The 22,571-nt window shown below is 71.1% G+C and carries 18 protein-coding genes and 1 pseudogene; 11 read left to right on the top strand and 8 right to left on the bottom strand.

The window, feature by feature from the left end; all coding sequences use genetic code 11:
- Positions 1 to 57 precede the first annotated feature (57 nt).
- Positions 58 to 1,212 (bottom strand): ICP22 family protein, encoded by a 1,155-nt coding sequence (locus K9S39_RS18530; protein ID WP_248864476.1) that lies wholly within the window; start codon positions 1,210 to 1,212, stop codon positions 58 to 60.
- Between the two features lie 816 nt (positions 1,213 to 2,028).
- On the opposite strand from K9S39_RS18530, the gene K9S39_RS18535 reads away from it, so the two are divergent.
- Positions 2,029 to 4,518, top strand: a complete 2,490-nt coding sequence (locus K9S39_RS18535) for a helicase C-terminal domain-containing protein (protein ID WP_248864477.1) — start codon at positions 2,029 to 2,031, stop codon at positions 4,516 to 4,518.
- A 143-nt stretch (positions 4,519 to 4,661) separates the two neighbouring features.
- Here K9S39_RS18535 and K9S39_RS18540 read toward each other — a convergent pair.
- Positions 4,662 to 4,862 (bottom strand): annotated as a pseudogene (locus K9S39_RS18540) (transcriptional regulator); the annotation flags it as partial.
- A gap of 378 nt (positions 4,863 to 5,240) precedes the next feature.
- Here K9S39_RS18540 and K9S39_RS18545 point away from each other — a divergent pair.
- Entirely contained in the window at positions 5,241 to 5,459 is a 219-nt protein-coding gene (locus K9S39_RS18545) for a hypothetical protein (protein WP_248864478.1), read from the top strand.
- A 205-nt stretch (positions 5,460 to 5,664) separates the two neighbouring features.
- Here the strand turns inward: K9S39_RS18545 and K9S39_RS18550 are convergent, their stop codons facing one another.
- Positions 5,665 to 6,444, bottom strand: a complete 780-nt coding sequence (locus K9S39_RS18550; RefSeq protein ID WP_283113507.1) for a recombinase family protein — start codon at positions 6,442 to 6,444, stop codon at positions 5,665 to 5,667.
- A gap of 448 nt (positions 6,445 to 6,892) precedes the next feature.
- Here K9S39_RS18550 and K9S39_RS18555 point away from each other — a divergent pair, with 448 nt between their 5' ends.
- Positions 6,893 to 8,542 carry a DNA repair helicase XPB gene (locus tag K9S39_RS18555; protein WP_248864480.1) on the top strand — a complete coding sequence of 550 codons (1,650 nt, stop codon included), beginning with the start codon at positions 6,893 to 6,895 and terminating at the stop codon, positions 8,540 to 8,542.
- A 197-nt stretch (positions 8,543 to 8,739) separates the two neighbouring features.
- Here the strand turns inward: K9S39_RS18555 and K9S39_RS18560 are convergent, their stop codons facing one another.
- Together K9S39_RS18560 and K9S39_RS18565 are read right to left on the bottom strand one after the other, a co-directional pair.
- A complete protein-coding gene (locus tag K9S39_RS18560; RefSeq protein ID WP_248864481.1) occupies positions 8,740 to 10,143 on the bottom strand; it encodes a glycosyltransferase 87 family protein in 1,404 nt (467 codons plus the stop codon).
- Positions 10,144 to 10,281: 138 nt separating this feature from the next.
- Positions 10,282 to 10,572: a hypothetical protein gene (locus K9S39_RS18565; RefSeq protein ID WP_319949563.1), complete on the bottom strand. Its 291-nt coding sequence runs from the start codon at positions 10,570 to 10,572 to the stop codon at positions 10,282 to 10,284.
- A 373-nt stretch (positions 10,573 to 10,945) separates the two neighbouring features.
- Between K9S39_RS18565 and K9S39_RS18570 the strand changes: the two genes are divergently transcribed.
- Positions 10,946 to 13,066: a HelD family protein gene (locus tag K9S39_RS18570; RefSeq protein ID WP_248864482.1), complete on the top strand. Its 2,121-nt coding sequence runs from the start codon at positions 10,946 to 10,948 to the stop codon at positions 13,064 to 13,066.
- A gap of 372 nt (positions 13,067 to 13,438) precedes the next feature.
- Here K9S39_RS18570 and K9S39_RS18575 read toward each other — a convergent pair whose 3' ends face one another.
- Positions 13,439 to 14,179, bottom strand: coding sequence for a copper homeostasis protein CutC (locus K9S39_RS18575; RefSeq protein ID WP_248864483.1), 741 nt, complete (start codon positions 14,177 to 14,179; stop codon positions 13,439 to 13,441).
- Positions 14,180 to 14,406: 227 nt separating this feature from the next.
- Between K9S39_RS18575 and K9S39_RS18580 the strand changes: the two genes are divergently transcribed.
- The 5 genes from K9S39_RS18580 to K9S39_RS18600 all read left to right on the top strand — a co-directional run bounded on the left by K9S39_RS18580 (position 14,407) and on the right by K9S39_RS18600 (position 19,231).
- Positions 14,407 to 14,925 carry a hypothetical protein gene (locus tag K9S39_RS18580; protein ID WP_248864484.1) on the top strand — a complete coding sequence of 173 codons (519 nt, stop codon included), beginning with the start codon at positions 14,407 to 14,409 and terminating at the stop codon, positions 14,923 to 14,925.
- Positions 14,922 to 15,650, top strand: coding sequence for a hypothetical protein (locus tag K9S39_RS18585; RefSeq protein ID WP_248864485.1), 729 nt, complete (start codon positions 14,922 to 14,924; stop codon positions 15,648 to 15,650). Before K9S39_RS18580 ends, K9S39_RS18585 begins: the two co-directional genes overlap by 4 nt.
- A gap of 154 nt (positions 15,651 to 15,804) precedes the next feature.
- The gene (locus tag K9S39_RS18590) at positions 15,805 to 16,740 is read left to right on the top strand and encodes a transporter substrate-binding domain-containing protein (protein ID WP_248864486.1); all 936 of its coding nucleotides are present in this window, start codon (positions 15,805 to 15,807) and stop codon (positions 16,738 to 16,740) included.
- A 381-nt stretch (positions 16,741 to 17,121) separates the two neighbouring features.
- A complete protein-coding gene (locus K9S39_RS18595; RefSeq protein WP_248864487.1) occupies positions 17,122 to 17,811 on the top strand; it encodes an HD domain-containing protein in 690 nt (229 codons plus the stop codon).
- A 172-nt stretch (positions 17,812 to 17,983) separates the two neighbouring features.
- On the top strand, positions 17,984 to 19,231 hold the full coding sequence (locus K9S39_RS18600; RefSeq protein ID WP_248864488.1) for a Cmx/CmrA family chloramphenicol efflux MFS transporter: 1,248 nt from the start codon (positions 17,984 to 17,986) through the stop codon (positions 19,229 to 19,231).
- 433 nt (positions 19,232 to 19,664) lie between these two features.
- Here K9S39_RS18600 and K9S39_RS18605 read toward each other — a convergent pair whose 3' ends face one another.
- Both K9S39_RS18605 and K9S39_RS18610 read right to left on the bottom strand, forming a co-directional pair.
- A complete protein-coding gene (locus K9S39_RS18605) occupies positions 19,665 to 19,997 on the bottom strand; it encodes a DUF4031 domain-containing protein (RefSeq protein WP_248864489.1) in 333 nt (110 codons plus the stop codon).
- A 1-nt stretch (position 19,998) separates the two neighbouring features.
- On the bottom strand, positions 19,999 to 20,370 hold the full coding sequence (locus K9S39_RS18610) for a hypothetical protein (RefSeq protein ID WP_248868855.1): 372 nt from the start codon (positions 20,368 to 20,370) through the stop codon (positions 19,999 to 20,001).
- 121 nt (positions 20,371 to 20,491) lie between these two features.
- Between K9S39_RS18610 and K9S39_RS18615 the strand changes: the two genes are divergently transcribed.
- Positions 20,492 to 21,445, top strand: coding sequence for a MurR/RpiR family transcriptional regulator (locus K9S39_RS18615; protein WP_406707968.1), 954 nt, complete (start codon positions 20,492 to 20,494; stop codon positions 21,443 to 21,445).
- Positions 21,446 to 21,535: 90 nt separating this feature from the next.
- Entirely contained in the window at positions 21,536 to 22,474 is a 939-nt protein-coding gene (gene murQ / locus K9S39_RS18620) for an N-acetylmuramic acid 6-phosphate etherase (protein WP_248864491.1), read from the top strand.
- Positions 22,475 to 22,571: the final 97 nt, after the last annotated feature.

A 22,571-nucleotide genomic window follows, 5' to 3' on the forward strand; every position in this document is an offset into this window, starting at 1 on the left:
AGCGGCCTCACACAGTGAGTTGACCCAGTGAGCTGACGCCGGGGCTTCCTCGGCCGCTCAGCCCCGCGGCCATCGCCTCATCCGCCACACCAGGAACAGCGCCGAGGCGATGGCCGCGACCCGCACCATCCCCGGCAGCCCGTCGAGCAGCTCCTGCCCCAACCGCCCCTCGGCGATCGGCTCACCCCACCGTCCGTCGAACCGGCCCCACAACCACACCAACAGACCGCCGACGACGACCCCCGGCACACCCATCGCCGCGAACTTCGCCTCCCCCCGGCTCAACCGCCGCGACGCATACGCCAGCAGCCAGCCCGCCGCCAGCGCGATCCACGACCCCAGCACCGCCCCCGCGACCAACAGCAGAACAGCCAGTGTCACCACCGGACTGAGCGGCGGCCGAGCCGGCTGCTCCGCCGCGGCCTCTTCCTCCTCGGCGGCGTCCTCGTCTTCGGCCTGCGCGGCCGGACGGGCGAGGGCCCGGCGCAGCATCCCGCGCACGCCGCGCCTTTCGTCCGCCACGCCCTCGGGGTCCGGCTCCTCGTCCCCGTCGCTCTCCGCCGTGCCGCCCTTCTCCAGGGACGGACCGTCACCCTTCGGCCGCTCCCACATCTCCGGGATCTCGATCCCGCCGACGAACCCGGGCACGGCCTCGCCCGGCCCGAACGGCTCCGGCTCCACCCGCCACCAGTCGAGCGAGTCGTCCGCGTCCCCCAGCTCCTCCGGGCCCGCAAGATGCGGCGGGGAGGCGGTCATCTCCGGGACATCCGGGGCATCGACCGCATCGAACCGCCCGGTGCGGCCCTTCTGGAAAAAGCCGGGCCTACCGTTGGAGCCGGGCCCGCCGGCCGGCCCCCGACCCAGGCCGTCCCGCGGCGCCGGCACCAGGCCGCTCAGCCCACTGCGCCAGGACAGGCCGCTGAGCCGGTCGCGGGCACCGGGCCGCGGAAAGAGCGGCACGGAGGGCCCGTCATCCCCTCCCGCCTCCCTGCCGTCCCCGCCCACGGCGGCCGCCACCACCGCCTCCGGCGTCCCCAGACGCGCCAGCATCCGCTTCACACCCGACACGGAGTCGACCTGCTGCGCATCGATCTCGGCCCGCAACCGGGCCACCAGCCGCATACGGGTGGCAGACGGCAGCCCCCGCTGCTGTGCCAGGTCGCCCACCCGGCTCAAATAGTCAAAGACGAGCTGATCACTCTCGATCCCCACAGGGATGACGCTATCGCGCTGCGCTTGGCCAAGCCGTCTTGCTTGCTCACCGTTTTCGGCTGTCCCGCCGTTGTGGTTTGCGCTCGCGGCGGACCGCGCCGTTGTCGACCGCCCGGCCGTGGGGGTCCGCTGCGCTTCGCCTCAGCCGACGCCTTGGCTGTCCCGCCGTCGCGCCAGCGGCGGGCGTGGGTGTCCGCTGCGCTTGCCTGAGCCGACGCTTTGGCTGTCCCGCCGTTGCGCCTGCGGCGGGCGTTGTCTTTCGGGTGCGGGGACGGGCCTCCGGACTCCGTCCTGCGGCCCGTCCCCTCCCGACGGTGGGTGGAAAGAGGCCGGTGGGGCACATGTCGCCTGTCGGGTGCCTGTGTCCGCGTCCACACGGTGCACACGACCGACTACGTGTACCCCCACCCCTCTTCTCCCCACCCCCTCGGGAGGTGCTGGACCGCAGGACGGAGTCCGGAGGTCCGGCACCGCTGCCGAACAGCCCCGCGCAGCGGCAACAGCTCGCCGCAGGTGCAACGGCGGGACAGCCGAGGATGTCGGCTCAGGCAAAGCGCAGCGGAGGGCCGCAGATGCAACGGCGGGACAGCCAAAAACGTCGGCGCAGGCCCGCCGCAGGCGAACCCCCACGGCGGGACAGCCAAGATTGTCGGCTCACGCGAAGCGCAGCGAACCTCGCACGGCGGGAAAGCCGACAACGTGGGGCGCAGGCAGAGCGCACGTGGGGCGCAGGCAAAGCGCAGCGGACGGCGGGACAGACGAAAACGACGGGCAACCCAGTCGGCCACCGCCAAGCATGGCGGTACCGTAAGACGGATGACCGCCCCACCACCCCGCACCCTCGCCGACGAGCTCAGGACCCGCAGCGACAGCGGGCTGGTCGGGCTGCTGCGGGCCCGGCCGGATCTGCTCAGTCCGGTGCCCGGGGATGTCACGCAGCTGGCGACCCGCGCCGGGACGCGGGCGTCCGTCGTCCGCGCGGTGGAGCGGCTCGACCGGTTCGCGCTGCAGACCGCGGAGGCGCTGGCGGTGGGGCCCGACCCCTGCCCGTACGAGACGCTCGGCGCGCTGATGGCCGGTGACGCCGGGGACGAGGCGGTCGCCGCGGAGCTGCCCCGGGCGGTGGCCGAGCTGCGTGCGCAGGCGCTGGTCTGGGGCCCCGACGACCGGCTGCGGCTGGTGCGTACGGCCCGTGAGCTGCTCACCCCCAGTGCCACCCATCCGTCCCCCACCGGCCTGGGCCCGACCGTCGCCGAGGCCACGGCCGGGATGTCCCCCGGGCGGCTGCAGGACATCCTCGCCACGGCCGGGCTGCCCCCCACCCACGACCCGGTCACCGCGGTGGCCGCGCTCACCGCCCTCTTCGCCGACCGCGCCCGGATGACGGCGCTGCTCGACACCGCCCCCGCCGAGTCCGTCGCCGTTCTCGACAAGCTGCGCTGGGGCCCGCCGTACGGCGGCGTCACCGACCGCCCGGCCCCGCATCTGCAGTGGCTGCTCGACCGCGGACTGCTGCTCCCGGCGGGCGCGCGCAATGTCGTACTGCCCCGGGAAGCGGCCCTCCATCTGCGGGCGGGGCGGGCGCACCGCACGCCCGAGCCGGTGCCGCCCGCCCTCGCCCCGCTCACGGAACGCGATCCACACCTTGTGGACAACGCCGCCGCGGGCCAGGCGTTCACCGCGCTCGCGACCGTCGAGGAACTGCTCAAGGAATGGGACCTCGGCGGGCCGCCGGTACTGCGCGCCGGCGGCATGAGCGTCCGCGACCTCAAGCGGACCGCCGCCGCCCTCGACACCACGGAGCAGCTGGCCGCCTTCTGGCTCGAACTCACCTATGCGGCGGGCCTGCTGGCCTCCGACGGCGAGGCCGACGAACGGTACGCGGCCACGCCCGCCGCCGAGGAGTGGCTGGAGCTGCCCGACCACGAGCGCTGGGCCACGCTGGTGGCCGGATGGCTGCCCGCGACCCGTACGCCGGGCCTGGTCGGCAGCGCCGACCCGAAGGGCCGCGCCCTCGCCGCCCTCGGTCCGCACCTCGACCGCTCCCCCGCCCCCGAGGTCCGCCGACGCACCCTCGCGCTCCTGGCCACTCTCCCTCCCGGCGCGTCCGTACCGGACCAGGCCGTCCTCGACCGGCTGAGCTGGGAACGCCCCCTGCGGGGAGCAACTCCGGCAGCCGACGCCTCGGAAACCCCGCCCGCCCCGGACTCCGACCTGCGCTCCCGCCTCGCCCAATGGACGCTCACCGAGGCCGAGTTGCTGGGTGTGACCGGACGCGGCGCGCTGGCCACCCATGGCCGCGCCCTCGTCGACACGGAACCGGCCGCCGCGATCCCCACCCCCGCCGAAACACAGACGGCGGCTGCGCGCGCCGCCGCCCTCCTGGCCCCCCACCTCCCCGAACCCCTCGACCACGTCCTGCTCCAGGCGGACTTGACGGCGGTCGCCCCCGGCCCGCTGCGCCGCCCGCTCGCCGAGGCGCTCGGCGTACTCGCCGACGTCGAGTCCAAGGGCGGCGCGACGGTCTACCGCTTCACCCCCGCCTCCGTACGCCGTGCCCTGGACACCGGCCGTACCGCCGCCGAACTCCAGGACTTCCTCACCACCCACTCCCGCACCCCGGTCCCCCAGCCGCTCAGCTATCTCATCGACGATGTGGCCCGCAAACACGGCCGGCTGAGGATCGGCGCGGCCGCCGCGTATGTCCGCTGCGACGACAACGCGCTGCTCGCCGAGATCCTCGCCGACCGCCGCGCCGCCGCCCTCGGCCTGCGCCGCCTCGCCCCGACCGTGCTGGCCGCCCAGACGTCGCCCGGCCAACTCCTGGACGGCCTACGGGCGATGGGCTACGCCCCGGCCGCGGAGACCGCTTCCGGCGATGTCCTGATCGCCCGCGCCGACTCCTACCGCACCCCGCCGCGCACCGCCCCCACCCCGGTCCCGGAGGGCCCGCCGTCCCCCGACGCCACCCTCCTCGCAGCGGCCGTCCGCGCCATCCGCGCCGGCGACCTCGCCGCCACCGCGGAACGCAAACATGTCCGCGCCGCCGCCCCGGCCGGCGACGCGCTCCCCCGCACCACCTCCGCCGAGACCCTCGCCACCATGCAGGCGGCGGCCCTCACCGGCTCCGCCGTCTGGATCGGCTACGTCAACGCCGACGGCGCCGCCAGCCAGCGCGTCATCGCCCCGGTCCGCGTCGAGGGCGGCTTCGTCACCGCCTACGACCACACCTCGGACGAGGTCCGCACCTATCCGCTGCACCGGATCACGGGGGTCGCCGAACTCGCCGACGAGTCCGCGCCCTGACCGGGCGGTCGAGCCGGCGTGCCGTCGGCCCGGCTCGATTCCCGCCCCCGCGCTTTCAAGGGCAGCAGCGAGGGCACCAGCAGGACAGCAGCCAGAACGCGTGCACCACGCTGAAGCGAGGCATCGCCCGCGGCCCCGCCCGGGCCGTAGACGGCCAGCTCTGCCAGTTCCGCGAATGTGTCGGCGTACATTGCCACTTCGCCGGGCTGCGTGATCGTGAGACAGCCGGCGACCAGCTCAACGTTGATCTGCGCCGTGTCGTAGATCCAAAACCCCTCGACGGGCCAGCACTCCCGATCAGGCCGCATCGACACAATCCCGAAACTGACGTTGGGAAGTGATGCATGATGCGTGATGACTTGGACGGGTGCCAGCCGCGGCGCTCGGCGATATCGCGCCCGTTCAGCCCAGCATCCCGACATAGCTCCGCGAGGCGATCCGCTAGAGCCTGCCGGGCACTCGAAGATGGGGAAACAGCCATGGTGCGTGGTGGTCGTCAGGCGGGCCGGTACTCCGCGTGGGGATTGGCCCGCCGCCATGCTGCCTCGTACGCCACGACGTACTGCAGCTGCGCGCTTCATCAAGGATGCTCTGGCGGACCTCGGCGTCCAGGTATTGACCAAGTCACCGTCACCCGTTCGATGGCAGTTTATGGCTGACCCATCCGATGACTGGCCATAATCGACCAGAGTTTGATCGATTGCGTCACTTTGGAAGTAAATATGTCCGATGAGCGTGGTGTCGAGCACGCGGCTCCTGGGCTGCTGACAGAGGAGCAGGTCCAGAGCGGCCTCGAAGCCGCCACGGATCTCGAACGCGGCCTCGCCGCCACCCCAACCACCATCTCCGGCGGGATCCAAAGCATCATTGAGCTGGTGAACATCAAGAATCTGACAGAGTACCTGAACAAGAAGGTTCAGGAGAACGGTAGCGGTCAATAGCAGGCCCAGGGTTGCGGGTGGCCTCCCCGGCCGACCGCCGGCCCTCTGAAGAATTGCATTCGCCGAACCTGCGTTGCCCAACTTCAATAGACCAGAGATGACCTCTAAGTGATCCCGGCCGGAATCGAACCGGCGCCCATCCGATCGACAATCGGTCGCTCTACCAGTGAGCTACGCCCGTCTCAGTCCTGCCCGTCATACGTGATCACATCTGCCGCCGAGCAGCCCCTTCCACCCCGGCAGGCTTGGCGTTGCGTTGCATGTCCTTGAGCGACGCCAGCCGGTCCTCCAACTTCGCGTACTGGTCGGCGTAACGCTTCGCGCCGTCCTCCCCCTTGGACAGGCCACGCTCGTACCGGTCCTTCTCCAGGTCGCTGAGCGCTTCCTCGGCCTGCCGGATCTGCGGACGGAAGTCCTCGCCTGCGTGCTCCACCATGCGCACGACTTCCGCCCGGCCGGCCTTCTCAGGGAACAGATCCGTCACGTGCGCTTCGGAGTGCTCTGCCGGGACGGACGGGCCGTAACACGTGCCCTGTTCGCCTGTGCGTTGGCGTCGCTTCAGGCGCCCGATGCAGCGGTGGCGGAGCTTCCCCTTGGATGTGTACGTGTACATGCGGGAATGGCACACACCGCAGTACAGAACGGCGCGGAGCAGGGCCGTACCGTGACGGCGTTGTTCACCCGACCCGGCACGCCGCTTCAGCTCGTCCTGCAACGTGTGCCATGTGTCCATGTCCAGGATCGGCGGACGCGTGACGAGCGGAAGGCCGTCCGTGCGGAGGATCGGCTTGCCGTCCTCGATCACCTGCCCAAGGAGCTGCGGGTTGGTGAGCAGGCTCTTGAGCGTGGTCGTGTACCACTGCTTCGAGTCGCTGCGCCTGCCAGTCGACTGACGTGACGAGTGCCCCGGCGACGGGATGTCGGACTTACTGAGGTCCGTTGCGATCTTCATGAGCGAGTCCTTCGCCAGGCCCCGTTCCGCGATCTTGCGACTGTCTTCGCCTCGTCCGGATTCACCACGAGGACGCGCCCCGGCCCGTCAGGATTGGGGGCAACCTGGTAGCCGTACGGGACGCGTCCGCCGGTCCAGCGGCCTTCCCGGCGCAAGTGCTCGTGAGCGTTGGAGACGCGCATGCCTATGAAGGCCGGGACGGTCCAGCCCGCGCGAGTAGCCTGATACGTCGATGTCTTCCGCTACCGCGACGATCTTCCACCCGCGTGCTTCGCACAGCGCCTCACAAGCCGCACGCCTGGCGCTCTGGGGAAGTGCTTTCCTCGGTTTCGCGCTATAGGCGAACATGGAGAGCGGCGCGCATCCCCGGCGCGCCGGCCGGGACGTCCTTCCGGCGCCGAGCCCGGGGCAGAGCCCGGGCCGGAATAGATGCTTCGGGTGTTTCCGTTGTCACCTGGCGATCCCATCCACGGAGGTATGTGTGTCCTGCTTGATCGTCCAGAGCGACAAGACGCTGCTGCTGGAGGTGGACCATGAGCTGGCGGACGCCTGCCGTCGGGCCATCGCCCCCTTCGCGGAGCTGGAGCGGGCGCCGGAGCACATCCACACCTACCGGGTGACACCCCTCGGGCTGTGGAACGCGCGGGCGGCCGGGCACGACGCCGAGCAGGTCGTGGACGCGCTGGTGCAGTTCTCGCGGTACCCCGTGCCGCACGCGCTGCTCATCGACATCGCCGAGACGATGTCCCGGTACGGACGGCTCACCCTCGTCAAGCACCCCACCCACGGGCTGCTGCTGACCACCACCGACCGCCCGGTGCTGGAGGAGATCCTGCGGTCGAAGAAGGTGCAGCCGCTGGTCGGGGCGCGGATCGATCCGGACAGCGTGGTCGTCCACCCCTCCGAGCGCGGGCAGATCAAGCAGACGCTGCTCAAGCTCGGCTGGCCGGCCGAGGACCACGCCGGTTACGTCGACGGTGAGGCGCACCCCATCGAGCTGGCCGAGGACGGCTGGGCGCTGCGGCCGTATCAGCGGCAGGCCGTGGAGGGCTTCTGGCACGGCGGCTCCGGTGTCGTGGTGCTGCCGTGCGGTGCGGGAAAGACGCTGGTGGGGGCCGGGGCGATGGCCCAGGCCCAGGCCACCACACTGATCTTGGTGACGAACACCGTCTCCGCCCGGCAGTGGAAGCACGAGCTGGTGCGGCGCACCTCGCTGACCGAGGACGAGATCGGTGAGTACAGCGGGACGAGGAAGGAGATCCGGCCGGTCACCATCGCCACGTACCAGGTGCTGACGACCAAGCGGAAGGGCGTCTATCCGCATCTGGAGCTGTTCGACTCCCGGGACTGGGGCCTGATCGTCTATGACGAGGTGCATCTGCTGCCCGCCCCGGTCTTCAAGTTCACCGCCGATCTGCAGGCCCGGAGGCGGCTGGGGCTGACCGCGACGCTGGTGCGTGAGGACGGGCGCGAGTCGGACGTCTTCTCGCTCATCGGTCCCAAACGGTTCGACGCTCCGTGGAAGGAGATCGAGTCGCAGGGTTACATCGCGCCCGCGGACTGTGTCGAGGTGCGGGTCAATCTGACCGACTCGGAGCGGCTGACGTACGCGACGGCCGAGACCGACGAGAAGTACCGGTTCTGTGCGACCACGGACAGCAAGCAGCGGGTGACCGAGGCGCTGGTCCGCCGGCACCAGGGCGAGCAGACGCTGGTCATCGGGCAGTACATCGATCAGCTGGACGAGCTCGGGGAGCATCTGGACGCCCCGGTCATCAAGGGCGAGACGACCAACGCGCAGCGCGAGAAGCTCTTCGGGGCCTTCCGCGAAGGCGAGATCTCCGTCCTGGTCGTCTCCAAGGTCGCCAACTTCTCCATCGACCTGCCGGAGGCGACGGTCGCGATCCAGGTGTCCGGCACCTTCGGTTCACGCCAGGAAGAGGCCCAGCGGCTCGGCCGTGTCCTGCGCCCGAAGGCCGACGGCCACGAGGCCCGCTTCTACTCGGTCGTCGCCCGCGACACCATCGACCAGGACTTCGCGGCGCACCGCCAGCGCTTCCTGTCCGAGCAGGGGTACGCGTACCGGATCGTGGATGCGGACGAGCTGCTGTCGGCGGAGGAGGACGTGTAGGGACGTGTAGGAGAGGGGACGGGGGATGGCCCGTTGGGGGAGAGCGCGTTGAGGCTGGGTGCGTTGGGGGGACGCGTCGGGGCAGGGCGTGTTGAGGCAGGGCGTGTTGGGGGCGGACGATCTCTGTTAGGGGTGGGCGTGCGGACGGCCGGGGCGGGGCGTGCGCGCCGTATGCCCGCCGGGCGCGCCGGCCGGGCTCAGTTCGCGCGGGTCCGCGTACTCGCCCGGTCCTCCGCGCGGGGCAGCGGGATCCGGCCGGGACCGCCGGGGCGGTTACGGCGATCGTCGGAGTGCGCTGAGTGGGGGGAATCGTCGCTGTGATGGGGGGCGTCGCCGTGGTGGGAGTCGTCGCCGTGGTGGGAGTCGTCTGAGTGGTCGAGGGCGGGGGAGGCGTCGGTGCCGTGCCGGGTCCACCACGCCAGCGCTGCCAGGAGCGCCAGGCCCAGCAGGGAGTACGGCGCGGCGAACGGCTGCTCCCACCAGGGCAAGTGCAGGTCGCGGTAACCGCGGTGCGGGACTATCCACAGGGTGCGGGCGGTGAAGGCCAGGGTGACGACGGCCGGCAGAGCCCGGCGCCAGGCGACACCCCTGGTGTGTGCGGCGAGCGCGGCCAGCAGCGGAACACACCAGACCCAGTGGTGGGACCAGCTGATCGGTGAGACGAGCAGCGCCGTGACGGCCGTGCAGAGCACGCCCCAGATGTCGGGACCGCGCCGCACATGGATCCGGCGGGCCACACAGAGCCCGGCTATGGCGGCGAGCAGCGCCGACGCGGCCCACACGATGCCCGGCTCGGGAATGTGCAGGACCCGGGCCATCAGGCCCTGGAGGGATTGGTTGTCGACGATCCAGACCAGGCCGACCCGGTCGGTCTCGAATACCCGCCGCGTCCAGAACTCGATGCTCGCGTCCGGCAGGACGAGCAGGCCGAGCAGCACGGAGACGGCGAATCCGGCGAGGGCGGTGCAGGCGGCCTTCACCCGGCCGGTGACGAGGAGGTAGACGGCGAACAGGGCGGGGGTGAGCTTGATGCCTGCCGCTATGCCGATGGCGAAGCCCTTGAACCGGGCGCCGTCCGGGCGGGTGAGGTCCCACAGGACCAGGCAGGCCAGGGCGAGGTTGATCTGGCCGAAGACAAAGGTCTGGAAGACCGGTTCGAGCCAGAGGCCGAGTGCGGTGGCGGTGAGGAGGGTGGGCGCGGCGAAGGCGGCCTTGCGCAGGCCGGCGGCCTTGCAGGAGAGGTGTATCAGCAGGGCGAGAAGGGCGGCGTTGACGAGAACACAGGTGACTTTGAGGGTGCTGAGCGAGACCCAGGTCGTCGGTATGAAGAGGAGAGCGGCGAAGGGCGGGTAGGTGGCGGGGAGTTCCCACCTGGTGACGGTGAAGCCGTAGAGATCGCCGCCGGTGAGCGCGGCCTCGCCTTCCGCGCGGTAGACGGCTATGTCGGGCATCGGGAACCACTGGACCGTATGCAGCAGCCACAGACCGGCGAACGACGCCACAAGCAGACCCGCTGCGATCACCGGACGGCGCGGTCTGGCGACGCTCTGTGCCCAGCTCCGCCTCCACGTCCACGCCTGTGTCCCGTCGGCGGCAGACACCCGGGCCCCCTTCTCTTCGTCTGGGCGCGCTCTCTGCGGGGACGCTAGCGGATCGCGACCGAGTGTCCGTAACGGTTTCCGGTCATGCAGATGGCTATACGGGTCGGCTTCCGAGGTGGATCGCCGGTCCGGTGCGGATCACCGGCCTTGTACGGGGCGGTGGGGCGGTGCAGGTCGATGGGAGGGGGTGGATCGGGGGGACGGTGTCGACCGCTGGGGCGGTGCCGGGCGCCATTCGTCGTCGGCGTACTCGCCCAGGATGGCGACGCTGAAGGCCGCCTTGGCGAAGACCTTGACCGCACGGAGGGCATTGCCCACCAGATGGCGGTGGGGGTGGCCGGACGTCGTGCCGTGGTCGGCGCCGGAGCCCAGGGCGGTAGCACCCTTGACCGGGTGCATCGAGGCTGGAGGAATCGCTGCACTACTCATGCCTCCATCATGAAATTCACGCGATTGCAGCACATCGGCCCCTGGGTCCATCTCTCATCGGCCGGACGTCAGACCCTGGGTCCACGCCACCCCCTGAGGGCGACGGACGGGTCTACGGGGTGTCCATCTCAGGTACGACGCCGTCCCGCCGATGTCCGGCGCATGTCCTGCCGTCGAATATCCGTTGGTGCCCCTCATAGCCGCTGACTACAATCGCGCGTCTGCCTGCCTCCCGTCGGGGAGTGCCGCCGACCGGACGGAAACCGGACGGCCCTTCGCTTCACGATGACCAGCTCTACGCACCGAAACCGGCCCGCTGTGCGCGTTCCCCGTGGCGCGCCCGCCGTGGTGCCGGCCCACCGGAGGCCACGCCGTGCCCTCGCACGCCCACCCGTCACCCGACCACCGCCCCTCATCGACGCCGCTGCGCGCCGAACGCGCTCATCTCGCCGCGTCCCGTTCCGCCCTGCGTGCCATGCGCAAGGACGCCGAATCCCTCAACATCGCCGACGTCACCGCGAGCTGGGTCAACGCCGAGGTCCTCCAGGGCGAGGTCGACGCCCGTATCAAGGCGCTCGCCGACCTCACCCACACCGCGCTCTTCTTCGGCCGCCTGGACTATCTGCACGCCCCCGGCATCGACCTCGCCGAGGGCGCAGCCGGAGAGAACTTCTACATCGGGCGGCGCCATGTCCACGACGCCGACGGCGACCCGATGGTCATCGACTGGCGCGCCCCCGTATCCCAGCCGTTCTACCGGGCCTCCAAGAAGGACCCGATGGGTCTGAAACTGCGCCGCCGATTCGGTTATTCCGGCGGCGAGTTGACCGCGTACGAGGACGAACACCTCACCGACCCCGCCGAGGCGTGGGGGCACCTCCCGTTCGAGCGAAGCCGAGAGTGGGGGAAATCCAGCCGACTGCTCCAGTCCGAGATCGAGCGCCCGCGCGTCGGCCCGATGCGGGACATCGTCGCCACCATCCAGCCGGAGCAGGACGAGATCGTACGCGCCGGGATCGGCGGCTCGGTCTGCGTCCAGGGGGCGCCGGGCACCGGGAAGACCGCGGTCGGCCTGCACCGTGTCGCGTATCTGCTGTACACGCACCGGGAGCGGCTGGCGCGTTCCGGCACCCTCGTCATCGGCCCGAACCGCTCCTTCCTCCACTACATCGAGCAGGTGCTGCCGGCCCTGGGCGAGCTGGAGGTCAAGCAGGCCACGGTGGACGATCTCGTCGGGCAGGTGGACGTACGCGGGACGGACGAGGCGGCCGCGGCGACGGTCAAGGGCGATGCGCGGATGGCGGAGGTGCTGCGGCGCGCCGTCCGCTCGCACATCACGATGCCGCAGGAGCCGTGCGTGGTCGTCCGCGGCTCCCGGCGCTGGCGGGTACCGGCGTATGAACTCGAAGAGCTCGTACGGGAGTTGATGAATCGGGAGATCCGTTACGCCGCGGCGCGCGAGGCGCTGCCGCAGCGGATCGCGCATGCCGTGCTCGTGCGGATGGAGCAGGCGGGCGAGGCTCCGGACGACCGGGTGCAGGACGCGGTGGCCCGTAATGCCGCCGTGAAGGCCGTGGTCAAGGCGGTGTGGCCGCCGGTCGATCCGGCGAAGCTGGTGCTGCGGCTGCTGAGCGACGCGGACTTCCTGGCCGCGCAGGCGGACGGGATACTGACGGCCGACGAGCAGAAGACGATCCTGTGGGCCAAGCCGCCCCGGAGCGTGAAGAGCGCCAAGTGGTCCGTCGCGGACGCGGTGCTGATCGACGAGACGATGGACCTGGTCTCGCGCACGCAGTCACTGGGACATGTGGTCCTGGACGAGGCACAGGACCTCTCCCCCATGCAGTACCGGGCGGTGGGCCGCCGCTGCTCCACGGGATCGGCGACGATCCTCGGGGACATCGCCCAGGGTACGACCCCGTGGGCGACGGACACGTGGGAGGAGACGCTGGCTCATCTGGGCAAGCCGGACTCCGCCGTCGAGGAGCTGACGCAGGGCTTCCGGGTGCCGCGCGAGGTGATCGCGTTCGCGTCGCGGCTGCTGCCGGCGATCGCCCCCGATCTGACGGAGGCCACCTCGATCCGTGAGTCCGCGGGCCACTTCGAGGTCCGCGGGGTCGCGCCGGACGACCTGGACACTGCCGTCCTCGCGGCCTGCGACGAAGCGCTCGCCCAGGAGGGCTCGATCGGCCTGATCGCGGCCGACGCCCGCGTCCCGGCGCTGCGCGCGGCCCTGGAGACGGCGGGTGTGCGCTGTCTGGCGCCCGGCGAGGAGACCTCCGCCGGGTCCCGGCTGACGCTGGTGCCCGCCACACTGGCCAAGGGCCTGGAGTACGACTACGTGGTGCTGGACGAGCCGGCGGCGATCGTGGACGGCGAGCCGGACGAGCGCACCGGACTGCGCCGCCTGTATGTGTGCCTGACCCGGCCGGTGTCCGGGCTGACGGTGGTGCATGCGGCGGGGCTGCCGGAGCAGCTGGGTGGGGGATGTTGAGCGGCGGGTGGCTGCCGGAGCAGCTGGGTGGGGGATGTTGAGCGGCGGGTGGCTGCCGGAGCAGCTGGGTGGGGGATGTTGAGCGGCGGGTGGCTGCCGGGGCAGCGGTGCCGGTGGGCTGCGCCCGGTGGCATGAGCCAGGTGGTCGGAATCTGGTGACTGCCCCTGCGACCTGTCCCCCGGCGGTCTGAACCCGGTGGCCAGAATGCGACGGTCTGAACCCCGTGGTCAGTGCCCGGTGGTCAGCGCCCGGTGGTCAGCGCCCGGTGGTCAGCGCCCGGCGTCCATGACGCGCTGCCCCTCAGGCGCGCCGCCCCGCACCCCGCCTTACGCCGCCCGCCTCGCCCCCGTGACACCGCCACCCGTCCCCCGCTACACCGACACCACCCCATCCAGCGCCTCCCGCCACTCCCGTACCGCCGCAGCGTCCACCGGGGCAGCCCACCCGGCGGGGCGTGCCGCGCCCCCGATGTGGAACGCGTCGATACCGGCCGCGCGGAGCATCGGCAGATGGCCGAGCCCGAGTCCGCCGCCGACCAGGATGCGGGGCCCGTAGCCGGGCTCACCCGCCGCCGTACGGGCCTGCTCGGCCAGCAGCGTCCGCAGCCCCTCGTCCACGCCGCTGGGAGAGCCTGCGGTCAGGATCGTGTCCGGACCGGCCGCATCCGCGGGAAGCCTGCCCATCGGCTCCGTCAGCCCGGCCAGTTCCTTGCGCAACGCGTCCCGGTCGGCGGCCCGGTCAATGGCCCGGTGGAAGGTCCAGCGGCAGCCGTCGATCACCTCGGCCAGCGCGCGTACGGCGTCGAGATCCGGCCGTCCGTCCGGGGTCAGGAAGCCGAGCACGAACTCGTCCGCGCCCTCCGCCCGCAGCGCCGCGGCGTCCGCGCACAGCGCCGCGACATCGCCGGACGCGAAGCCGTCGGCGGCGCGCAGCATCACCCGCAGCGGGATGTCGACGGCCGCCCGGATCGCCGCGAAGGTGGCCCGCGACGGCGTGAGCCCGTCGGCCTCCATATCGGTGACCAGCTCCAGGCGGTCGGCTCCGCCGGCCTGGGCGGCGACCGCGTCCTCCGGGCCGAGCGCGATCACCTCCAGGAGTGCGCGCTTGCTCATGTGACCCCGATCCTTAAGGAGGCGACAACAGGTCTAGTCCAATATCCAGCGTAAGGGGCGGCACACGCTCCGGATGCCACATAGCCCCCGGACACGACCACAAACCGACCGAAAAGCCCACCGAGCACCGCCCGCGCGCGACGCAAAACCCCACAATGGGGTGGGTGTGGACCACAGCCAACATGGGTAACACGCCTTTCCTGTAAGGGTGTTACGGCATTGCGCCCGTGACCCATGAGCGTTGGGAGAGCCGGATGTCCGACCTGGCGACCGTGTCCGCCGAGATCGCTCCCTATCTCGCCCTGGCGGCGAACAGCCTGGGCACCTCCGTGATCACCACCGCGCAACAGCGGCTCGCCGAGCACACCGTGACGGCCGGCGAGGGCTTCTTCCGTCGGCTACTGCACCGCGACAGCGCCGACGACGACGGCACGGGCACCGGCGGCAGTACCACGCAGCCACTGCTCGATGCACAACGCGCCGACGCCCTCGATGAGCTCCTGGCCCGCCTCGACGACCAGGAACGCCGACTGCTGTCCGCCGCGGTGACCGCCTGGCTGCACGGTCCCGCCAACCAGCGCGACGCCTCCCACCTGGTGGAACACGTCGCCCGGCTCGCCTCCTCCGCCGGCGTGACCACCGTCCACAACACCCCCACCGCGACCGGTCAGGGCTCCATCGCGGCTGTCGAGATCCACGGCGACATCCACATGGGGGGCAGCGGACGCGCCCAGGACGGCGTATGACCCCTTCCGGGGACGGTGGCGGCGTACACAACAACCCCACGACGCACGGCGACCACTCCATCGCCGCCAACGACATCAAGAACGTGATCATCCGGTGGGTGATGCACCCCAGCGCGCGCTGGCTGCCCCTTCTGCTGGCCTGCGCCGCGCTGGTGATCGCCGGGAGCAAGCAACCAGGGGGGCCGGCCGGGCAGTACACCCTGTGGTTCGTACTGGCCGGGCTGTCCCTCGTCACGGCCGCCGCCCGGGTGCTCCTCCGCAGACCGCGCGACATCCGGGTCGTCGGCGCCCTCTCGCTCATCTCCGTACTGGCCACCGTCGGCGGCTGGCTGGCGTTCCAGAACATCCAGGCGCACGGCGAGATCGATGTGACGGGTGAGGTACGGACCGAGGGCAAGCAGCCGCTGGACGACGGCGCGAACGACACCCTGACTCTCCGCCTCGACGCATCCGCCCTGAAGGAACCGCGTAACGCCCTACGGCTGACGCTGGCCATCGACGACCACGACCCCGCCGGCCCCACCTGCCTCGCGGACACCACCGCCACCGTCTCCCTGCTCACCTCCGGCGTCGCGGCCCAGGAGGAGAAGATCCGTCCCGGCGGCACCGTCGACTTCTCCCTGGGCGCGCGGGTGAACACCGTACGTATCCACCTCAAGCTGCACACCGCACGCGGCTGCCGCATGGACGTCCAGGCGACGGCCGCGGTCCTGCACGACAAGTGATCGGGACGAGTGATCAGAGCTAGTGATCACGGCGAGTGATCACGACCAGCGACGCGGCGCAGAGCGACAGAGCGCAATGCGGCACCGCGTCCGGACACCATGAACGGGGACCCTTATGACACCAACGGCGACTGAGGCAGCAGCGACGAGGGCGATGGCTGCGACGTCAGCCCGCCCCGCGCACCGCGACCGCGAGCCCGGGGGGCCCTCCCCCCGCCCCCTCCCCCACCACCGCCGCACCCTCCCCGCCGCCGCCCTCCTCGTACTCGGTGCCCTGACCACGACCGCGACCGGCTGTGGCGCCTCCGCGCCGGAGTCGCTTTTCGCGGACGGCAAGGTGTCTGTCGGCGCGAAGAACGACCAGCCCGGTACCGGCGTAGTCCGCACCTACAAGTTCTCCGGCTTCGACATCACCATCGCCAAGCAGCTCCTCAAAAAGGTCGGCGCCGAGCCGGACTTCGGGATCGTCCCGTCCGAGGACCGCAGCATCGTGCTGACCAAGAAGAGGAAGGACCTGGTCGTCGCGACGTTCTCGATCACCGTCGACCGGATGAAGACGCTGGACTTCGTGGGTCCGTACGCCTCCACCTACCAGGGCGTCATGGTCCGCCGGAACGACGACCGGATCCGCCAACCCCGCGACCTCTCCGGCAAGCACGTCTGCACCTGGCCCGGCACCACCTCCGCCACCACGCTCCAGGGTCCGGCGTATGACGGAATCGATGTCTACGAGGCCCCGGACGCCTCCACCTGCATCAAAGACCTCAAGGACACGGTGGCGGACGCCGTCTCCACCGACCAGATGATCCTTTACGGATTCACCCAGGAGAACCCCGATCTCAAGGTCGTCCCCCGCATCACCTTCGGCTCCGCCAACCACTACGGAGTCGCGATGAACAAGGGCCATCGAGCGGACTGTCTACGACTGCGCGACGCCCTGCGCGAGTACCTGGCCGACAACACCTGGAGCGACGACTTCTCGACATCGCTGCCGTCCATACCGAAGGTCAACGCCAACTGGGAGACCGACTACAAACCGCGCCTCGAAACGGTCGACGCGCTCTCGTGCCGGGACCGCCCCCAGACATGAAGTGGCCCGATATGAGGTGACGTGACGATGGATGTGAGGTGACGTGACGTTGGATGACGTGGCCCGCCCGACACGGCGCTGGCTGCACACGGCCTGGCCCGACGGTGTCCTCATCCGTGCCTGACCGGCCGGACAGTGCTCTCATCCGTACGGTGTCAGCTCCGCCTCCTCAGCCCTCGCAGTTCATATCGCGTGGCTGCCGACCGGCCGGCCTGCTGCATCGCGCGTTCCCGCGGATACCTCACGGGATTCCCCCGGCACACCGCAATTCTCCTCGGACATGCACCCCTCCCTCACTGTGTGTGATCGTGGCGTCTGATTGGCAGAGTAGCCTCCGGCCGCCGCCGCGCGTTCGAGATTTCCCCAGGCACAATGATTTGTATGACTTCCGTGTCCCGTGTGGTGGATAACGCCGATCCGGCCCCGGACCTGCGCAGGCGCTGGGCCGCCACGGTGGCTGAAGCCCGTGACTCCCGGGCCCTCGAAGGTGCCGCGCGACCGGACCCCACGCCGTACGCGGACAACCTCCTGGCGAGGTGGAGCGAGCCACAGCGGCGCTATCACACGGTCGCCCATCTGACCGCCGTCCTGGACCGCATCGATGAACTGGCCGACTACGCCGATGACTTGCCCGTCGTCCAGCTGGCGGCCTGGTTCCACGACGCGGTCTACCGCCCGGACCGCTCCGAGAACGAGGAGCGCAGCGCCGCACTCGCCGAACGCGCCCTGCCCGAGCTGGGCGTCGGTCCGGCCCGTACGGCGGAGGTCGCCCGTCTGGTGCGGCTCACGGTCACCCACGACCCGGCGCCCGACGACCGCGACGGCGATGTGCTCTGCGACGCCGACCTCGCCGTGCTCGCGGGGTCGCCCGACAGTTACGCGGCCTACGCCGCCGCGGTCCGCGAGGAGTACGCGTTCGTGCCCGACCCCGAATTCACCGTCGGCCGGTCCGCCGTACTACGCCAACTCCTCGCCCTGCCCCGCCTGTTCAGGACCCCCATGGGCTACGACCAGTGGGAGCACACCGCACGCCGCAACCTCGCCACCGAGCTGGACCTGTTGAGCGGCTGAACCTCCGGCCCGACCACAGCCCCGGCGCCCGCGACGGCATCGCCGGAGCCCCCAGGCACACACCCGGCATTCACCCCGCAATCACCTGGGCACGGCCACGCCCGAGCAATGTCACCCAGATCACCACTCCCACCGGGAATGTAAGGGCGTCCCGCCACTGTTGGTTGCTGTCATGCCAGCTCCTACCGAACGCACCCGCATGCCCATAGCCGTCTATATCCTCGGCCTGTCCGTCTTCGCGCTCGGTACGAGCGAGTTCATGCTCTCCGGCATTCTCCAACCTCTCGCCCGTGACCTGCAGGTTTCCATTCCGCAGGCCGGGCTGCTGGTCTCGGCGTTCGCGATCGGCATGGTGGTCGGCGCCCCCGTCCTGGCCGCGGCGACGCTGCGGCTGCCGCGCCGTACGACGCTGATCACGCTGCTCGCGATCTTCGGGCTCGGGCAGGTGGCCGGTGCGGTGGCGCCCTCGTACGGTGTGCTGTTCGTCTCCCGGGTGGTGAGTGCGCTGGCCTGCGCCGGATTCTGGGCGGTCGGTGCGGCGGTCGCCGTCTCGCTGGTGCCGGTGTCCGCGCGCGCCCGCGCCATGGCCGTCATGGTCGGCGGGCTGAGCATCGCGAACATCGCGGGTGTCCCGGCAGGCGCGCTGCTCGGGCAGCACGCGGGCTGGCGCGCGGCCTTCTGGGCGGTGGCCGCCCTGGCCGTGGTCGGCCTGATCGGGGTGATCACCCTGGTGCCGTTCACGGCCGTGCCGACCGGCGACGACCGGCCGCAGCTGCGCCGCGAACTGGCCATCTACAAGGACAAGCAGGTCTGGCTGGCGCTGACCGCCACCGCCATGAACGGCGCGGCGGTCTTCGCGCTCTTCTCCTACCTGTCGCCGCTGCTGACGGACACCGCGGGGCTCGCCGAGAGCTGGGTGCCGACGGTGCTCGCGCTCTTCGGTGTCGGCGCGCTGATCGGTACGTTCATCGGGGGCCGGTTCGCCGATGCGCACCTCTTCGGGACGCTGTTCGTGGGGATCTCGGCGTCCACCACCGTGTTGGCCGTGCTGGCGCTGACCGCGCACAGGCCGGTTGCCGCCATCGGGCTCTCGCTGATGCTCGGTGTCACGGCGTTCGCCACGGCTCCGGCGCTGAACGCCCGGATGTTCAACGTGGCCAACGCCGCGCCGACGCTGGCCGGCGCGACCACCACCGCTGCCTTCAACATCGGCAACACCCTCGGCCCGTGGCTGGGCGGCCTGGTCATCGGCGCGGGCTGGGGCTACGCATCGGTGGCATGGACCGGCGCCGCACTGGCGGCGGTCGCCGTCGCTACGACCGCTGTCGCGTTCCGGCTGCACCGTGCGACCCATCGTTCCCGGCTCGTCGCGTCATCGGCGGCCGTCGCGCATGCCCCGGAGGGCACGAAGCAGCACTGAGAGAGGCGGTGCACGGCGGGACACGCGGAGCTCTGACGGGCGGCGGGTTCTCGCGAAGTGCGACGTGGCCGTGTGCACCGCTCACACCCGGGCGCTGTTCACGTCCCCTTTGCCGATGTGCAGGCCGTCGCCGTCGGCCGTGGACGTGGTCAGTACACAGTGCGGGTTGGCACGAGGTTCTCGGCCTTGCGCTCGTGCGGTCCGGTGCAGAAACGCAGTGTGTCGTCCGAGCTCGGTGACCGGTTCCTTGGCTGACAAGGCTCTCCCCCTTTCGGTTCGGCACTGTCCGCTTTCGGTACGGTGCTGGTCCCGTGCGACACGGGCACTGTTCCCGTGCGGAACGGCGCACCGTCAAGGCCCATGGCGCTGGCGCGTCCTCGGTCCGACGGTGGCGACGCGCCGGTACGGCCCAGGGGCGAGAGGCGCCGCGCCGTTACGTCCGGGGCCCCTCGGGGTTACTCCGGGGCTCGGGGTTACTCCGGGGCTCGGGGTTACTCCGGGGCGCCGTGCGGTGCTTGGGGCGGCGCAGGCCGGCGGCCGTCAGCCGGCGCAGCAGTTCCTTGCTGCCGACCTCCACCGCTCCGGCGGCCACCGCATCGCCGTAGCGCTCAGCGGGCAGGTCGTAGTGGTCGCGTTCGAAGACTCTCCGGGGTGCGCCGACTGCGGCCGCGAAACGGTGCAGCTCGTCGAAGGAGTCGTCGCTGATCAGATGCGACCACAAACGGCCGTGGCCGGGCCAGGTGGGCGGATCGATATAGATCGTCACGTCAGCTTTCCACGGCGGTGCGGAGCTCGCCGACGGGAGCCACCGCCACCGCCGTCTTGGGGCAGACCCAGTGCGGGTCCGCTCCCAACTCCGGTTCCACGTCGAGCGCGTGGGGATCTCCGGACGCGGTGCACACGGGACACAGCGGCCAGCGGCCGTATCGCTCCAGGAGGGCGTCCTGGACGTCCTGGGCTATCAGCCCCGCGACGAAGGCCGCGCCTTCGGGCCACTGCTCCACCCACCACCGGCGGTGGACGACCGCGTCTTCGACGAGGGAGACGATGTCGGCGTCGGCGACGTCGTCCGCCATGAGGTCGGCGAGCACGAGGGCCCGTGCGGCATGCAGTGCCTGTTCCAGCTCCATGCGGTCCATTGTCGCGCGGATCGCGGACGCGGTCCGTCCGTTGTCCACAGGCTGGTCCGACCGTGCGACTTGTCCACAGGTCCTCACGCAGGGTGTTGACGCGGGACAGGCCTGAAATTACTTTTCAACTGTGAGTAACAGCGTGAAGGAAACTTTCAGCGACGTCTCCCTCGACACCCGACCCGCACCCGCGCCACCCGCGCCACCCGCGCCCGCCGCGCTGGCCGCCAAGGTCCGCACTCTCGCGCCGACGATGACCCGCTCCATGCAGCGGGTGGCCGAGGCCGTCGCGGGCGACCCCGCCGGCTGCGCCGCCCTCACTGTCACCGGCCTCGCGGAGCGCACCGGCACCAGCGAGGCCACCGTCGTACGGACCTCCCGTCTCCTCGGCTACCCGGGCTACCGCGATCTCCGCCTCGCGCTCGCCGCGCTCGCCGCGCAGCAGGCGGCCGGTGGCGCGCCCGCCGTGACCGCGGACATAGCGGTCGACGACTCCCTCGTCGACGTCGTCACGAAGCTCGCGCAGGAAGAGCAGCAGTGTCTCGCCGACACCGCGGCCGGGCTGGACGTCACCCAGCTGGAAGCGGCCGTCGGCGCGCTGTCCAGCGCCCGCCGCATCGATGTGTACGGCATAGGGGCCTCCAACCTCGTCGGCCAGGACCTCGCCCAGAAGCTGCTGCGCATCGGCCTGATCGCGCACGCACACTCCGACCCGCACCTCGCCATGACGAACGCCGTGCAGATGCGGACCGGCGATGTCGCCATCGCGATCACCCACTCCGGGCGGACCACGGACGTCATAGAGCCCCTCCGGGTCGCCTTCGACCACGGCGCCACGACCATCGCGATCACCGGCCGCCCGGACGGCGAGATCGCGTCGTACGCCGATCACATCCTGACCACCTCCACGGCTCGCGAAAGCGAGCTGCGGCCGGCCGCGATGTCGTCCAGGACGAGTCAGCTCCTCGTCGTGGACTGCCTGTTCATAGGTGTCGCGCAGCGTACGTACGAGACGGCGGCGCCCGCCCTGTCCGCCTCGTACGAGGCACTGGCGCACCGTCATTCCCCGCGCCCCCCTCGCTGACCAGGCTGCTGGCGCCCGTCCCACGTCCGCAGTCCTCCGTGTCACCGACACCGTACGGAACCGTACGAGCCCGAAGAGAGCCGTCACGCCATGACTTCCACCGCCGACCACGCCCACCTGCGGGCCCAGCTGGACACCCTCACCACCGAGGCGTTCCGGCCCGAGCTCGCCGATATCGACCGCCGCTCCACCCTGGAGATCGCCCGCACGATGAACGACGAGGACGCCACCGTCCCCGCCGCCGTCGCCCAGCAGCTCCCACGGATCGCCGCCGCCATCGACGCCACCGCCGCCCGGATGTCCCGCGGCGGCCGACTGATCTACGCGGGCGCCGGTACGGCGGGACGGCTCGGGGTGCTGGACGCCAGCGAGTGCCCGCCGACGTTCAACACCGACCCGTCCGAGGTGCTGGGGCTGATCGCGGGCGGCCCGTCCGCGCTGGTCACCGCCGTGGAGGGCGCCGAGGACAGCGCGGCACTCGCCGCCGAGGACCTGGCCTCCACCGGCCTGACCGAGCGGGACACCGTCGTCGGCGTCTCCGCCTCCGGTCGCACGCCGTACGCCATCGGGGCCGTCGAACACGCCCGCGCCCTGGGCGCGCTGACCATCGGCCTGTCCTGCAACGCCGGTTCGGCACTCGCCGCGGCCGCCGAGCACGGCATCGAGGTCGTCGTGGGCCCCGAGCTGCTGACCGGCTCCACCCGTCTGAAGGCCGGCACCGCCCAGAAGCTGGTGCTCAACATGCTCTCGACCATCACCATGATCCGGCTGGGCAAGACCTACGGAAACCTGATGGTCGACGTCCGCGCCTCCAACGACAAACTGCGCGCCCGCTCCCGCCGCATCGTCGCCCTCGCCACCGGAGCCACCGATCCGGAAATCGAGTCCGCCCTGGCCGCGACGGACGGCGAGGTGAAGAACGCCATCCTCACCCTCCTCGGCGGGGTCGACGGTCCCACCGCCGCCCGCCTCCTCGCCGACTCCCACGGCCACCTCCGCGCCGCCCTCCAGGCCGCGGCGAAGACCTGATCCGCCCCGACCCGCCGGCCTGGGGCCTGTCCGGTGGGTCGCGAGCCCGGCCATGACCCAGGACAGGCCCCAGTCATAGTCCGCACAGCTAAGGCAC

Origin of the sequence: Streptomyces halobius, assembly GCF_023277745.1 — a bacterium.
GTDB lineage: Bacteria > Actinomycetota > Actinomycetes > Streptomycetales > Streptomycetaceae > Streptomyces > Streptomyces halobius.

Excerpts from the sequence above, each read along its gene's own strand:
- K9S39_RS18535 (WP_248864477.1), top strand. The coding sequence starts at position 2,029 with ATGACCGCCCCACCACCCCGCACCCTCGCCGACGAGCTCAGGACCCGC.
- K9S39_RS18545 (WP_248864478.1), top strand. The coding sequence starts at position 5,241 with ATGTCCGATGAGCGTGGTGTCGAGCACGCGGCTCCTGGGCTGCTGACA.
- K9S39_RS18565 (WP_319949563.1), bottom strand. The coding sequence starts at position 10,572 with ATGAGTAGTGCAGCGATTCCTCCAGCCTCGATGCACCCGGTCAAGGGT.
- K9S39_RS18575 (WP_248864483.1), bottom strand. The coding sequence starts at position 14,179 with ATGAGCAAGCGCGCACTCCTGGAGGTGATCGCGCTCGGCCCGGAGGAC.
- K9S39_RS18585 (WP_248864485.1), top strand. The coding sequence starts at position 14,922 with ATGACCCCTTCCGGGGACGGTGGCGGCGTACACAACAACCCCACGACG.
- K9S39_RS18590 (WP_248864486.1), top strand. The coding sequence starts at position 15,805 with ATGGCTGCGACGTCAGCCCGCCCCGCGCACCGCGACCGCGAGCCCGGG.
- K9S39_RS18595 (WP_248864487.1), top strand. The coding sequence starts at position 17,122 with ATGACTTCCGTGTCCCGTGTGGTGGATAACGCCGATCCGGCCCCGGAC.
- K9S39_RS18600 (WP_248864488.1), top strand. The coding sequence starts at position 17,984 with ATGCCAGCTCCTACCGAACGCACCCGCATGCCCATAGCCGTCTATATC.
- K9S39_RS18610 (WP_248868855.1), bottom strand. The coding sequence starts at position 20,370 with ATGGACCGCATGGAGCTGGAACAGGCACTGCATGCCGCACGGGCCCTC.
- murQ (WP_248864491.1), top strand. The coding sequence starts at position 21,536 with ATGACTTCCACCGCCGACCACGCCCACCTGCGGGCCCAGCTGGACACC.